This is a genomic window from Shewanella sp. FeAMO (assembly GCF_053653955.1).
Map to the genome: position 1 here is coordinate 2,029,998 of NZ_CM132201.1, position 15,283 is coordinate 2,045,280.

The 15,283-nt window shown below is 45.9% G+C and carries 11 protein-coding genes and 1 pseudogene; 10 read left to right on the forward strand and 2 right to left on the reverse strand.

Translation table 11 applies throughout. From position 1 onward, the window contains the following. The first annotated feature begins 125 nt into the window (after positions 1 to 125). From ACWAU4_RS09155 to ACWAU4_RS09195, 9 genes and pseudogenes are all read left to right on the forward strand, one after another. Positions 126 to 761, forward strand: a complete 636-nt coding sequence (locus tag ACWAU4_RS09155) for a DarT ssDNA thymidine ADP-ribosyltransferase family protein (RefSeq protein ID WP_208125779.1) — start codon at positions 126 to 128, stop codon at positions 759 to 761. Beyond that, positions 761 to 1,450 carry a DarT1-associated NADAR antitoxin family protein gene (locus ACWAU4_RS09160; RefSeq protein WP_208125780.1) on the forward strand — a complete coding sequence of 230 codons (690 nt, stop codon included), beginning with the start codon at positions 761 to 763 and terminating at the stop codon, positions 1,448 to 1,450. The genes ACWAU4_RS09155 and ACWAU4_RS09160 overlap by 1 nt, the downstream gene beginning before the upstream one ends. A gap of 501 nt (positions 1,451 to 1,951) precedes the next feature. Further along, positions 1,952 to 2,119, forward strand: a pseudogene (locus tag ACWAU4_RS09165) (alpha-amylase family glycosyl hydrolase); the annotation flags it as partial. A gap of 174 nt (positions 2,120 to 2,293) precedes the next feature. Next, a complete protein-coding gene (locus ACWAU4_RS09170) occupies positions 2,294 to 3,283 on the forward strand; it encodes a transposase (protein ID WP_208125781.1) in 990 nt (329 codons plus the stop codon). 633 nt (positions 3,284 to 3,916) lie between these two features. After that, positions 3,917 to 5,314, forward strand: coding sequence for a leucine-rich repeat domain-containing protein (locus ACWAU4_RS09175; RefSeq protein ID WP_141250885.1), 1,398 nt, complete (start codon positions 3,917 to 3,919; stop codon positions 5,312 to 5,314). Positions 5,315 to 5,782: 468 nt separating this feature from the next. Continuing rightward, positions 5,783 to 7,180: a leucine-rich repeat domain-containing protein gene (locus tag ACWAU4_RS09180; RefSeq protein WP_141250884.1), complete on the forward strand. Its 1,398-nt coding sequence runs from the start codon at positions 5,783 to 5,785 to the stop codon at positions 7,178 to 7,180. Between the two features lie 758 nt (positions 7,181 to 7,938). Then, a complete protein-coding gene (locus tag ACWAU4_RS09185; RefSeq protein ID WP_208125782.1) occupies positions 7,939 to 8,574 on the forward strand; it encodes a hypothetical protein in 636 nt (211 codons plus the stop codon). 206 nt (positions 8,575 to 8,780) lie between these two features. Beyond that, entirely contained in the window at positions 8,781 to 9,386 is a 606-nt protein-coding gene (locus ACWAU4_RS09190; protein WP_107352263.1) for a hypothetical protein, read from the forward strand. A 430-nt stretch (positions 9,387 to 9,816) separates the two neighbouring features. After that, positions 9,817 to 10,353: a TetR/AcrR family transcriptional regulator gene (locus ACWAU4_RS09195; protein WP_223828938.1), complete on the forward strand. Its 537-nt coding sequence runs from the start codon at positions 9,817 to 9,819 to the stop codon at positions 10,351 to 10,353. A gap of 351 nt (positions 10,354 to 10,704) precedes the next feature. Here the strand turns inward: ACWAU4_RS09195 and ACWAU4_RS09200 are convergent, their stop codons facing one another. Beyond that, a complete protein-coding gene (locus tag ACWAU4_RS09200; RefSeq protein ID WP_045283371.1) occupies positions 10,705 to 11,670 on the reverse strand; it encodes a M14 family metallopeptidase in 966 nt (321 codons plus the stop codon). Positions 11,671 to 11,765: 95 nt separating this feature from the next. Continuing rightward, positions 11,766 to 12,503, reverse strand: a complete 738-nt coding sequence (locus ACWAU4_RS09205) for a YciK family oxidoreductase (protein WP_039033424.1) — start codon at positions 12,501 to 12,503, stop codon at positions 11,766 to 11,768. Between the two features lie 261 nt (positions 12,504 to 12,764). Here ACWAU4_RS09205 and ACWAU4_RS09210 point away from each other — a divergent pair, with 261 nt between their 5' ends. Next, positions 12,765 to 15,233, forward strand: a complete 2,469-nt coding sequence (locus tag ACWAU4_RS09210; protein ID WP_208125783.1) for a VolA/Pla-1 family phospholipase — start codon at positions 12,765 to 12,767, stop codon at positions 15,231 to 15,233. Positions 15,234 to 15,283: the final 50 nt, after the last annotated feature.

Sequence of the window (15,283 nt, forward strand, 5' to 3'; positions counted from 1 at the left end):
TTGGTAATAGGTTTAGAAACGGTGCATGCGCGTTTACACTCATCCGAGGACCAAAACGTGCGTGCGCAGTATACAGGTGTTAGGTTTACTTTAGCACGTTACTTTTCGTTTTCTAGGAGAGAAAATTGGATAATAAGAGCAGAATAAGAGCCTTTGCGGAGCAGCTAGAGATCCCTTATCTGATTCATTTTACTCATATTTCTAACTTGAAGAGCATACTCGCACATGGATTAGTCTCTCGAAGAACGATCGATGAGCACTATCAAGGAGTGGTAGTTAATGACATGGAGAGATTGGATCACAGACCTGATACAATTTCGCTGTCTATCGCGCACCCCAACGACAAAATGTTCTACAAATATCGGGATAATGACTCTGATTGGTGTGTGTTGGGAGTTAAATCGAGTGTGCTGTGGGAACGTGATTGTTTGTTTTTTAAGCATAACGCTGCTGATGGACTGGTCAGCGGTATAGGGGATGACACTCTTAGGGATGTTTCTTCATTTAAGTCTATGTATGATGAGTTTGCTTGGATAGATAGTCGAGAGCAGCAATGCCTCAATAAATATGACCCAACAGATGTTCAAGCGGAAGTGCTTGTTAAACATTCTGTTCCTACAGAAAGTATTTTCGGTGTGGTTGTATCTAATCGACAGATAAAGAAAAACATATCGAACTTCACCGATAATGTACAAGTAGTGATCAATGAACCAAATAAGGTACTCTATGCTAGCCGCACTTATCGAAGGAAATGGCAATAATGGCAATTCGTCCGGTATTCCTACCTCGAAAAGATAAAGTGGGAGTTATTGAGAAAAGCATTGATTTTAAATGGTTTTCAGGATTTTCACTATCGCAAAAGCAGAAGTCAATAGCTGAGCTGCATTCAGTAGCTCGGACTATGGGGTGTAAGCGACTCTTAGAGGTTTCAAGTAAATCGATAGATGAACTTGGAGTTTCTTTAAGTGCTTTTAATCTAGAAATTACCACAATAAAAAAGCAGCAAAAGTTTAGTGTTGAATCAGCTTTTCAGGGGAGCAAAGTTTTCGAGAAAGGCGGTCCTTACACAGATCTTTTTCAAAAGAGCTCAATGGAAGCCAAAAAGGATATAAGAATTAAAGACTCTGGAAATCTCGTTCAGTTTAAATTTTTTAATATGGATTTCCCTTTAATTCCTAGAACCTATTTTTACGATTGGTTATATATCAACGCCTTGATTCAAAATGATTCCTTGCTCAATTCGCTAGAGAGCTTTGACTGTTTTACTGATATTGAGTTTAATCCCAAAAAGTCAATTAACTGTCAGGCTCATGCAGTAGCTTTATATATAAGTATAAAAAAGCAAGGTCTTGAGGGAAGTATCAAAGATCCCAGTGATTTTTTTAAAATAACATCTGCTCACTACAAAGAGCAAAAAAGAAACGTAGCAGTCCAGACAAAGTTAATTTAGAGGAAGAAATACAGGATGAAATACAGGACAGCCATATCTTTTTGATGTTTCACACAGCCTTGACTAGGCTTTGAAATACTCATCAAGAGAAAAAATACAGGACAGCCATATCTTTTTGATGTTTCACACAGCCTTGACTAGGCTTTGAAATACTCATCAAGAGAAAAAATACAGGACAGCCATATCTTTTTGATGTTTCACACAGCCTTGACTAGTCTTTGAAATACCCATCAAAGAGAAAAAATACAGGACAGCCATATCTTTTTGATGTTTCACACAGCCTTGACTAGTCTTTGAAATACCCATCAAAGCTCAGTCGAGGTTGGCCATGACCACTGCCCGTCGCCAGTTGATAGACGCTGAAAGTACGCCCTTTTACAAAAAACAATACAGGACAGCCAAAGAATACACAAAGAATACAGGACAGCCATATCTTTTTGATGTTTCGCCCAGGCTTGACTAGGCTTTGAAATACCCATCAAAGCTCAGTCGAGGTTGGTTATGACCACTGCCCGTCGCCAGTTGATAGATGCTGAAAGTACGCCCTTTTACCACGTGATTAACCGTTGCGTGAGAAGGGCATTTTTGTGTGGTGAAGATGCACTGTCGGGGCGCAGTTACGAACATAGACGTGGCTGGATAGTGGATAGAATCAGGCAGTTGTCGTCAACAGAGAATACAGGACAGCCATATCTTTTTGATGTTTCGCACAGCCTTGACTAGGCTTTGAAATACCCATCAAAGCTCAGTCGACAGGAATACAGGACAGCCATATCTTTTTGATGTTTCACACAGCCTTGACTAGGCTTTGAAATACCCATCAAAGCTCAGTCGAGGTTGGTTATGACCACTGCCCGTCGCCAGTTGATAGATGCTGAAAGTACGCCCTTTTACCACGTGATTAACCGTTGCGTGAGAAGGGCATTTTTGTGTGGTGAAGATGCACTGTCGGGGCGCAGTTACGAACATAGGCGTGGCTGGATAGTGGATAGAATCAGGCAGTTGTCGTCAATATTCTGCATCGACGTTTGCGCTTATGCGGTCATGAGTAATCACTACCATTTGGTGCTCAAAATCGACCTGGCTGCGCAACAGTCGTTGTCGCCATTTGAAGTCATTGAGCGTTGGACAGGGCTCTTTAATGGCAATCCTGTGGCGGCAAAGTTCCTCAAGGGCGATAGTCTCTCAGAAGGTGAGCAAATACTGTTGGATACGCTGATTAGCGATTGGCAGGAACGCCTTGGCAGCATTAGTTGGTTTATGCGCTGTTTAAACGAAGATGTCGCCCGCAAGGCCAATCGAGAAGATGGCTGCAAGGGCGTATTCTGGGAAGGACGCTTTAAGTCGCAGGCGTTGCTCGATGAACAGGCGCTACTGGCCTGCATGATGTATGTGGATTTAAATCCCATTCGCGCCGGTATTGCAGATTCGCTGCAAACTTCTGATTACACATCCATTCAGGAACGCATAGAAGAAGTTGCTGAGCCTGCATCTGCCAACGCTTCAATTAAGCCACTGCTGCAATTTGATGGTGCAGCAACTACCGCCGAACAAGTCGGGATTCCGTTTCACTTTGCCGACTATCTGGAGCTGATTGATTGGACAGGCCGGGCGGTGCGGGAAGACAAGCGTGGCTTTATTGCCTCTTCCAGACCCAAACTACTGCTTGAGCTTGGTATCAGCGACGATGCCTGGATAACTTCCGCCAAGGAGTTTCGCCGTCAGTACAGTGGCATGAGTGGCCGATGGGATGCGATGTGTGCGATGAAGGCCAAATATGGTGGTAAATGGTGCCGGGGTAAGCAACAAAGCCAAGCAATACATCCCCATTAACCTTAAACCGTTCGTAATTTTGCATAAGCAGGCTTAAGCCTGCTGCAGATATGCCTGAAAACGGCAATTTTACATGAACCTCTGAAAGTGATCGTCTCAGAGAGCCTACTTCCAAAAATACGTTGTTATTTATCAAAGGCTGCCCCCTGCAACGTGCTCCTCGCGGCTCAGAAAGTGTTTAGGGGGTCATGCATGTTTGGCTGCATGTTTGTTGGAAAGTGTTTAGGATGTCCTGTATATTGCTGGGCCCAAAGGGGAAGTGCTTTATAAATGCAGTGATAGAAGGGGAGAATCAAGACTTACTTGAGTATATCTTGGCCTCGGTATTGTATCCTTTCCTTTTCAAAGGCTCCATTCAAGCCTAAATAACTGTTCCAAACAGTAGAATACTGCACCGATATCGTCTCCAAATGGTAACTTGACGCAGTTAGAACACCAAGCCTGATGAGCTGGGCTTCAGGAGAGCATATCCGGAAACTCTTGCGCCACAAGGGTTCAGCAAGATGTAGCACAAATAGGATCAGTTATTTAGACAAGGAGCCAATAATCTACCAAGAATTATGGGTGTCTTCATTTTGCGTCCTTTTCATTTTACGCCCAAATTATACTCAGAATCGATTGATGGAGAAAATATTGATAAAACAAAAACATGTGGTCTCGTTGACAGTCATACTTGGATTATGGTTACTGGTGGTAGGGCAAGTATTGGCGTTGTCTCCTGAAGAGAAAGCGGCAGCGATTATCCAAGCTTCGCCTGTAGCACAAAATATTCAGAGAAGTTTTAAGTCTGAATATGGCGCGCTATATTTTTTTGTTGAAGGACTTACAGGAGAATTCGGCCCGCTACCTTCGGAGCAGCATGAAAGACATAATGACGCCTTTATTCCTGCAATAATAGGAAGTAATGAATTTTTTGGCGGGACTGGCTCGCTGTCCCGTATCGCTGTGCTTCTTGATCAACAAGGAAAAGCTATAAATGTTGTCGTTGAGAGTAACACCAAATTACCAATTGAATTTATAAAGGCTGTTGCCAACACTCGGTATATGCTTCTGTGGGGAGTGCAATTTTTAGACGGTACACTTGATTTAAGTCAGTTTGGTAATCTAGAGAGACTTGCAATCTTAGGTGTAGGCACGACAAAACATATAGTTCTACCAGAAGCTGGAAATTTAGCTAAGTTAAGGATTGAACAAGCTAATCTGGAGAGTATTTTGAATGTTGAAAAGCAAACTCATCTTAACGTGTTAATTAGCTCCGTAGTAAATTTTAATGGATTCGATATTGTTGATGGAAGTCAGTCGCTAAAGTACTTGTCAATAGATTTATCAGGATCTGACCTTGATATCGGTTCCTTAATGAATTTGGAGCGAGCTGTGTTAACTATGCCGGAATATAAGAATATCTCCACTATTAATAAGTTGGAACATTTGCGTGAACTAAGTATACATGGAATGGATAGTCCGAAAGTTAAAGACGTGATTTTCCCTAAAAACTTAGAAAAGATTTGGATGTTTAACATAAAAAAAGGTAGTTTGCCTAAAATTAGTAATCTGCCTAAGTTAAAACGTATTGCTTTTCGTTCTGTCGAAGATAATGTACTGGAAAATGTGACTGATTTACCAAACTTAAAAGAGATATTTGGTGCAGCTAGTAATCTACCTACATTAGATGGTGTTGATAAATTACCCAGTCTTGTAAAAGTAGATTTTAGAAATAATGGGACCGTTGATATTTCGTCAGTAGCATCACTGCCTAATTTGGAAGGTTTATTTGTTCGTGAAAACGACTTGGATGATATCAGTGTGATTACTGAGATGCCCTGGCTAAAGTCAGTCGATGTTTCATTCAATCGTTTAATGACTTTGCCAAAATTGAAGCCTGGGAATAACCTTAGGAGAATTGATTTTTCTGATAATCCTATTGAAGCTATTTCTCCAGAAGTATTAGCGTCTTACTCTTCTGTACGAAAAAGTGCTTACAATACTCCTTTTTATCAGAGCCTAACCCACGAGCAAAGACGGGCATTCTAAGTTTAGGAGTTAGTGATGAAACGCAATCACCCAATAATGAGGACGTGTGTGATTATATGTGTGGTATGTAATCTACCACCGTTGCTTTATCGGATGTATATCGAGTTGTCGGATGGGGTCAATAGCTTGCTTGATTATGTGTTTATTATTGGTTTGACCACAATGCTACACATTATTATCGTTGGCATTTTGAGGAAAGGTAATTAACAAAAATAAGTAGTAAAAAACTGCCTTCGGCGTTTTTTACTACTTGACTTGACTTGACATGGTAAGTGCTTTATCTCAGTTCATTTATTGGAGAATGAATGAGTAAACATTGAGGTCATGTCTGTTGCTCAATTGTTGAATGCTGATTTAATTTTCGCCAGCAGAACCCAGCGAGCAAGAATTTCACCTGTGTAGAATATGGAATCACCCGAGATTTCGTATCCTCAATTATACTCAGAATCGATTGATGGAGAACAAATAGTGATAAAACAAAAACATGTGGGCTCGTTGACAGCCATACTTGGATTATGGTTACTGGTGGTAGGGCAAGTATTGGCGTTGTCTCCCGAAGAGAAAGCGGCAGCGATTATCCAAGCTTCGCCCGTAGTGCAAAAGATAAAGCAAAATTTTAAACCTGAATATGGAAAACTAAGCTTCTTTGTCAATGGCCTAACAGGGGAGCTCGGGGATCTTCCATCAGAGCGCCGTGAAAGGCAAAATGATCATCTGGTTCCTTCAATCGAAGGAAGAAATGAACATTTTGGAGGCTCGGGTTCGCTATCTCGCATTGCCGTGCTTTTAGACCAACATGGCAAAGCAGTAAACGTTGTATCAGAGAAAAACACAACTATACCTCCAGAGTTTTTATCAGCTATTGTGGATGCTCGTTATGTTCATTTAAGACGGTCAATGTTTATTAATGATAAAATGGATTTGAGCCAGTTTTATCAATTGGAACGACTCAGCATTTCAGCAGTAGATAATGTTAGAAATATTATTCTACCTCAATCTGGGTGCCTTAATAAATTATTGATTAGTGGTGAGGAAATACGCCTTATTAGTAACTTAGAAAAACAAGTAAATCTCGATTTATTGATTAGTTATGTGGTTAACTCGAGTAGTTTTAACGGTATCAATAAAATAAAGTCGCTAAAGTTCTTATCCATAGATTTGTCATCTTTAAACATTGATGTAGGTTCTTTGAAAAACTTGGAGAAGCTTAGATTAAAGAATCCAGGTTACAAGAATATTGCCACTGTACACAATTTAGATAAGTTGCGTGAATTGAGTATTGATGGAATGAAAGACTCAAGATTTAAAGGCTTAGCCCTTCCTAAAAATTTAGAAGAGATTTCAATCTATGACGTGAAAAAAGGTAGCCTACCGAAAATTAGTAATCTACCTAGGTTAAAACGTATTGCTTTTCGTTCTATCGAAGATAATGTTCTGGAAAATGTGACTGATTTACCAAACTTAAAAGAGATATTTGGTGCAACTAGTAATCTACCTACATTAGATGGTATTGATAAATTACCCAGTCTTGTAAAAGTAGATTTTAGAAATAATGGGACTGTTGATATTTCGGCGGTGGCATCACTGTCTAATTTGGAAGGCTTATTTGTTAGTGAAAACGACCTTGATAATATCAGTGTGATTGCTGAGATGCCCTGGCTAAAAGCAGTCGATGTTTCATTCAATCGTTTAATGTCTTTGCCAAAATTGAAGCCTGGGAATAACCTTAGGAGGATTGATTTTTCTTATAACCCTATTGAAGCTATTTCTCCAGAGGTATTAGCGTCTTATTCTTCTGTGCGAAAAAGTGCTTACAATACTCCTTTTTATCAGAGCCTAACCCACGAGCAAAGACGAGCATTCTAAGTTTAGGAGTTAGTGATGAAACGCAATCACTCAGTGATGAGGATGTGCGTGATTATATGCGTGGTATGTAATCTACAGCCACTGCTTTAGTAGGGAACAGGAACAATATAGCCAGGAACAATGGAGACACCCGATATAAGCCGGGTAAAGGCGTTAGTTGTCAATGTTACAGAAAGGCAGAGGTTTCCACTTGAGGAAGATCCTCTTTCAACTCCAGTGAAGGTTTCTCGGCTATTGAAGTGGGTACAAAGTCGAGTTCCCAAGCACAATGAAGATCGAATAGGGTTCGATGGGTGAGGGAGAGCATGGAGCCTTGGGAATTCAGCTAAATAGCTTCTGGCAATGGGTAGCCCCTTGCCTTCATCGATGTTGGAGGTGGTTGTAACTCTGGTTTTATAGAGCATTGTCATAGCTGCAAGGGACCAAGAAGCCCTGATATAGGTGAAGTCGCAACCCATTGTCGGTGGGAATATTAAACGGTTCAAAAGGACAGGTCGTCCTGCTGGCTGCAGTGTGGCCACCTTGTTATTGCGGATGATGCGCCCGCTATCATCAATCAGTTGCGAAGAGTCCTTGATACCTAACAAACCATTGAAACCTAGGCAAGGAGTCAACAATTTGTCGAAAACTATGGGTCTGGATTTTGTTTATTGTCTTGGTTTTGTTTTTGGGTTTTGTTACTGTCCCGGCTCATTGTTGAGCCACTAGAATCCGTGGACTACTGAAATTGCATTCGCCAGATATTTAAGGGAATAGAAATGAGCGTTTCGATGTATCGCAATATGATTTGGTTGGTCGTAGAAAGCCGCGACATAGATGGAATAGCTGAACACCTGAAGGGGGAAGCGGATATCAAGTCCATCAGTGATTTGGGGTCTGCCGACGATCTGAAGTTTATCTGGAAAACTTCACACCTGGTTGTCGCGGATCTTGATGGGCTTATCTACCTTGGCGGTTGGGGCTTGCCGTTCCGGCAGTATGGCCGCAGGGACAGTATGGAGATGCTGGATGAATGCCTACGCAACCTTTCAGAATTCGCCGCTAGGTTAAGCCAGAAATTTGGGAAAACCTATGGCTTTGGCGACCATCAGGGCGGTATATACAATTTTTGGTTTATGGCGGAAGACGGTCAGGTAACAAGAAAATACGCCGTGTATCATGATGGGCTGCATGAATATGACCAAAGCCACATTTCGGCGGGTGAACCTACAGAGGCTGAGGTTCAAGCGGCCAAGCGTTGCCATATTAACGGTTTGTCTACAGGGGGAGGTTATCCTGATGACGCGAACGTTCGGGAAATCGCCACCAACTGGGTTCTTGATCCCCAGCAGTTTTCGCAACGCCTGATCAGAGCCAAGCTAATTGAGTGGAGTCTGAGAAAACCCGGGACATAAGAACGGGAAATACTGCTGAAAGGGGGCAGAGCGATTTACTTTTGCCGGTTAAGTGTCCAGAACTACTATAACTTGGTTGTCAACGCTATTGGAGCATGAATGCCGGTAATGAGAGATTATTTTTTATTTCGTTCATAGTAATGATTTTAAAGAAAAACTGAAAAGACCACTTGTGTAAATTCGAAATAATTCCAAAGAGAAGGCAGATGAACCCATACAACGAGCAGTATTATATTCTTTCCCTGAACCACGATGAGGAAACCCTATACCTTAGCCCAGAAATGCGTTCTGCCACGAGACATTATGAGTTCACGAAACTAACGGCCGGTGATCCTATGTTTTTTAAAAATGGCTATCGGGATGAGGACCTTGCAAAAGGGGTTAAGCGACCAATTAAAAAAGCGCATATGGCAATTAACTACCCTATTATTGATGACGAGATCAAACGGGAGCTTGGTGAGGTAGACAATGAGTTTTTTCAGTTATACCCCGCTGTGATTGTCGACGACGAGCAAAATTATCATGAAGGCTTTTGGGTATTCAATATTTTTGAGTATATGGATGTTTTGAACCTTGAAGAGTGCTTGATTAACAACTACAAGCCAGGTGAAGACGAGTATGCAATAAAACGATACTCTCTCTGCAAGCAAAAGATGCAAACTATACCCGAAAATGAACGTTTGGTATTTATGCCTGAATACTCTGACTTTCCTCATGTCATGGTTCACGAGAAGATTGTTAAGGTTTTTAAAGAACTCAAGGTCGATACACTTAATTTTGTCAAAGTTTCCGACTGTGTAAACCTCCCCTAAAGTAATTTGTCTCCGTTATATGCACTACAACCTACACTGGCCCCAGCATCAGAAGAGTGAAAGTTGAAAGACTGACTTACTTCTTGATTTTGCCGGGGCTTGTTGTTTGCTGACTCGCGATGAGCGGCATCACTCCAGCTTTGGCAGGGGGCTGTTTTGCGGCTGCCTGGCGTTATTCCACTCCTGCCAGGCTGCCTTGGGGCCCATCATAAACGCAATAAGCACTAGTCCACCGGGTATCAGGACGGCTTTCAGTATCGGCCCCAAGATATACGAATAGAAGCAGATAAAGGGGATGTATAAGACATAGCCTACTGCGAGTGTTAGAATCTTAACGACTGATTTCATGTGATTTACCTTGGTATAAATAAAATTGAGCGCGCTCATTATATTTATTGAGCGCGCTCAATTACAAGTAAAAGGTTCACTTTTGACTGCAAATATGACCCCTAAAAAACGCCAAACCCGCGAGCGCATCTGCCAATGCGCATGGGAGCTGTTTATCGAGCAAGGTTTTGAAGCGACATCGACCCGCGATATTGCCAAAGCAGCAGGGATTGCCAATGGCACCTTGTTTAGCCACTTCAGCAATAAAGAAGAGTTGTTGAAGGCGTTGATGTTGGAGCTTATCGCCGGAGTTATCAGCGAGGCGCAGAGCAGCGATGACTTTGAGCAGCCTAAGTTGAAGATGCAGCATTATGCCAGGCATTTATACGGATTCTATTTGCAGCATGTGGAGTTCAGTAAAACCTTGCTGCAAGGCTTAATTTGGCAAGGAGCTTTCTTTGATGAGCAGATCCGCCAGTTCAAAGAGCTGCTGTTTACCTGTGCGCCTCATTATGATGCAGTGAGGGCAACCATTATGATGGATTGCTATTTTATGACCTTGGTTGAAGGGTTGAATGCGCCGAATCCCGATATAGATACCATGGTGAAGCGTCTTAGTGCCAAACTGGCGTTGCTGTGAGGTCACATCGCCAAAAGGCGAGGAAAATAAGTTAATTAAGAGCCGGCACTGGGGCATAAAGCTTAGTGCCGGGTCTAGTTATTTGAGCCTCAATACTTAAGTTTCAAGGCTCCAGCTTCAATCCTGAAAACTTAATTCCGGGTTAGCTTTAGGGAAGGTGCGAACAAGTCCCATGTGTGCTCTGCGTCGGCTTACGGGCCTGGATGCAAGGCGTGGTTCGCAGCAAATGGCCCTAGTCCTTTGCAAGAAGCACAACACAGCAGGCAGGCCTGTAAGCCACGCCCTTCGGGGCTTTCACAGTAACCGGCTCTCAGCGTTATCCGACTTCGACAGGCCCCGGCATGCCTTCAGTCAGATGCCTTGAACGCCAATTGCTGTGCAAGCCAGAGTGCCACGAGGACTTATTCGCACCTTCCTTAGATAATCCAGCGCGCCACAAACCGCGGCTACCTGGGCGGCATTGCACTGTTCATCGCTTGCCTGCGGGCTGTCCGGGTAGACTTCTGTGGTGCAGGTGTATGGGGCATTGGTAACCGAGGCACATAGACCAAGCTGCTTGAGCGGATAACGGATAACGCCGTGGTCGACCACAGGAGAGCCGATGATATTGCCGTCTTTGTCGGCCGGAGCGATATGGGTCACTTTGGCGACCGTTTCGATAATGGCTCGTTGGAATTCAGGTTGCGGCATGGCTTCATCATCTACCACATAAAAACCGTCCGGGATCTCACCGGGAGCTATGATTTTGCCATCGCGGGCCGCCAGCGCCGGGCGAAACTCGGTTTCATCCGTATCTGTGGTTTCATGCAGATCGATATGAGCCAGGAAAGGGGCGCCGTGGCTAGCAACCACAGCCATCAATGCGGCAGACTCTTCTGCCGGGCTGGGTTCAAAGAAGGAACGGTTGGGATCGATAGCCAAAGGATTCCAACGGTTGATGACTTCGTATCCCCAAGGGCTGACACAGGGGACGACCAGGAGATTGAAATCTGCTTGATAACGTTCGGCTTCCTGCTCAAGAAACTGCAGCGCACCTTGAACGCCACTGGTTTCATAACCGTGGATCCCGCCAGTGACCAATACCCAGGGCTTATCTGCCTGTGGCGATTTACTCTGCAGGGCGAGCAGGGGATAACGTTCCGGGTCATAACTTAAGGCGCCGTACCGGCGGCATTCAAAAGCTGTCTTGAGGGAATCGATTTTGTCGAGCACCTGTTCACGGTAGCTGCGTTTGATGTTTTGGGTGGCGCGCCAGGCGGATTTTTCGGCATCTCCCCAGGGAGTACCTGGAGTGCCTATAGGGTATTCTTGACTCATGGATTGCCTCCTTATTTCTTTTATAAAACGTGTATGAATGGCGTATGAATAGCAAAACGCAGCCCATTGGACTGCGTTTATTCTTGAGGAAAATACTACTGCGCGTTAAAGGCCTGACCGTTTTCCTGCAGGCTGTCATCGCCCATCAGATACAGATAAACGGGCATTATCTGCTCTGGCGTCTTGAGATCCAGAGGGTTCTCTGCCGGATAAGCCTTGGCGCGCATGCCGGTGCGGGTTGCTCCCGGATTGATACTGTTGGCGCGCACCTGGGTGCCTTCACATTCATGAGCCAGCACCTGCATCATGCCTTCGGTAGCAAACTTGGAGAAGGCATATGGGCCCCAGTAAGCGCGGCCCTTACGGCCAACACTGCTGGAGGTAAAAATAATTGAGGCGTGCTCGGCCTTGCGCATCACAGGCAACAGTGCCTTGGTCATCATGACTTCGGCCACCACATTGACCTTGAGCAGATCTTCCAGTGACTGAATATCAATATGTTCAAATGGCCCCAAAGCGCCCAACAGGCTGGCATTATGCAGCAGGCCATCGAGCTTGCCGAATTGCTGCTCTATGGTTTCGGCCATGTCGCGGTAGTTTTGTTCGCTGGCGCCCTTGAGATCCAGAGGCACAATCGCTGGAGTCGGGCCACCGGCGGCTTCAATTTCATCGTAAACGGCTTCCAGCTTCTTGACCGTTTTGCCCAGCAGGATCACTGTGGCGCCATGGGCGGCATAGGTCTTGGCTGCGGTTTTGCCAATGCCATCGCCGGCACCGGTTACCAGAATAGTTTTGCCCTTGAGAAGATCTTTTGCTGCTTGATATTCCAACATGGGGAGTTGTTTCCTCTTCGCGCTAAAGCCCGCCAATACTCGACTCACTACAGCGGTATACATCTGTTTAAAACAAATGACTGTTCATTGTTACTTTTCGTTGCGTGTAACTGTGACAAAAATGTAGCTAACTCAATATTTTTACGTTAACTTGAGACGAGCTGAGGACTGATTTCAGCTCCTCTGGTCACAGTGTCTGGGGTATTGTGACCAATTTCTTGGGGAAAACAAAATTATTACAACAAGATTTGGGGAAAAAAGATGAAAAGACTCATTTTGGGTGTTGCAATCGCATCTGCACTTGGACTGACAGCATGTGGTGAAGACAGCTATAACGAACTTAAGGATAAGACAGAGCCGCTCATCCCTGAGTCCCATTTGGTGTTTGATCCTGCCAAAGCTGAAGTTCCCTTGCCAAACGACCTACTGCTCAGCGGCACCACAGACGGTACCTTGAATATTCCCGGAGAAGCCTCCGGTGACTATACCAATCCGCAGCTGGCGCTGGGCGCGCTGGATGGCTGGTCAACCACGCAACCGATAACCATAGATATTGAACCTTCCAAAGATAACAGCGGCAATACCCTGAGCCTGCTGGCATCTTCCGTGGCCCAGCCTGGAGCGGTGAGAATGTTTGAAGCCGTCAGCGGCGGCCCGCTTTCTTCCAAAGCCGAGTGCCAGGCCAAGCCTTCGGTTTCTGCCTGTGAAGTGGGTGAAGAGCTGGTTTGGGGGGAAGACTTTATCACTCAAGCGTCCGGCAACAAGATTGTCATTGTTCCACTGAAACCACTTAAGCCAGCTCAGTCTTATATCTATGCCACCACTAAACTCATCATGGATTCGGCCGAGCGCCCGATAGCGCCTTCCTATACCTATGGCCTGTTGAAACTGGATATCGACACAGCGCCGCTGGAAACCGCCGATCAATTGATGCTGCAAACTCTGGTAAACAGTTATGAGAAGGGCATGGCGGCGGCTCATGGCGTCGACAAGGAAAGCATTACCTATTCAGGCCTGTTTACCACCCAGTCGGTGGCCGATGTTTATGAAACCACCAAGCTGCTGATGCTGCAACCTGGCTCACCCTATGCGCCCAAGTGGCTGCAAACTCCGACTCCAGCCGGCTATACAGTGGCGATGGCAGCTGGGCTCACCCCTGCTGACGGCATAGCCTATGTATTGGCAGATTTGGCCGATGTCTACACTGCGGCCATTGAAGTACCGGTTTACGGCACTTGTTCATCGGCAAGCTGTGACGGCATTAACGGCCACTGGCAGGCCCAGGGCGACAGCCCGGTATCTGTGTTGCTGGCGCTGCAGGCCGGTACTCTGAGCCAGGAGAACTTTGCCGCCCAGGCGATGGCTTACAACATAGATCCCGCCGCTGCACTGGCCAATCCTTCCTTGTTGGCCGGCAAAGCGTGGAAACTGGATGATGACAGTGCGGCCGATGCCACCAAGCACCTGACCCGCTTTAATCCCATTCCGGCGATTCGCAACTACGAAACTGTGCCTGTGCTGATCTCCATGCCCAACGCCACTAAGCTTGCGGCATTTTATGCCAGCCAGGGCTTGCCTTTCACGCCACCAACCAGTGGCTGGCCTACCACGATAGCGCTGCATGGTCTGGGTGGCGGCAAAGAGATGTCGCTGGCCTATGCCGGTAGTTATGCCGCTGCCGGTGTGGCTACAGTGGCCATAGATATGCCGCTGCACGGTGCCCGTTCATTTGATGCCAATGGTGACGGCATCTATGAAGTGTCGGCCTCAGGTGCTGCCTATGGCAATGTTGTCGGCAAGCCGGATGCCTTCCAAAATGGCAATCCGCTGGTATTTGTCAACATAGAAAGCACGCTGTCGGTACGGGATAACTTCCGTCAGGCGACCATGGATCATCTGGCGCTTAGAGCCGCGATAACAGGTATGTCGGCGCAACTGGCCGAAATGGGCGCGCCTCAGGTGTTTGACAATAACCAGATAACCGCTCAGGGGCTTAGCCTTGGCGCCATTGTCGGCACCAACTTCGCGACCTATGCCAGCACAGGTTTGAAAGACCCAGCATCCGGCACAGCCTTGCCCAACTACTATGGCATCAAGGGCGCATCTTTGGTGGCGCCTAGCGGCGGCCTGGCGGGTTCTTTCGCCGGTTCAGCCACCTTTGCACCTCTGTTGTTTGCCAATGTGACGGCTTCCGATGCCTTCAAGGCCTTGGTGGACGCGGCCAATAAACAAGGATATCAGCCGGGTTCGGCCGAATATGAGGCCTTGGTTCAGGAGGTATACGCCGAATTTATCCCTACCTTCGCCTTTGCGGTGCAGACCGGGATAGAGTCAGCCGATCCTATCAACCAGACTGCCATGCTCAAGGCCACGGGTTTGCCGGTGCATCTGGTGGAAATCGTCGGTGATGGCGCTGGTAACAAGGGCGATCAGGTTCTGCCTGGTACTGTCGCGGGCTTCCCGCTGTCAGGCACCGAGCCTTTGATTGCGACTCTGGGGCTTAACTGCGTCGATCAGACCAGTGCCGGTGGCGGCGCTGTGCGCTTTGCCAAGGGGCATCACAGCTCACTCATCGACCCATCCGAAGTACCGGGCGTGACCGATGGCATGGCGGCTCAGGCGACAGCAGAAATGCAGTCTCAGGTGTCTATTTTTGCCTCTTCTGCCGGTAAAGATGGTGCCAGCATTTTGGTGACCGACTCGTCCGTTCTGCAAAGCTGCGGTGGCTAAGCGGTTACTCATATGTTTTTTGTAACAAACCCGGCGAAATGCCGGGTTTT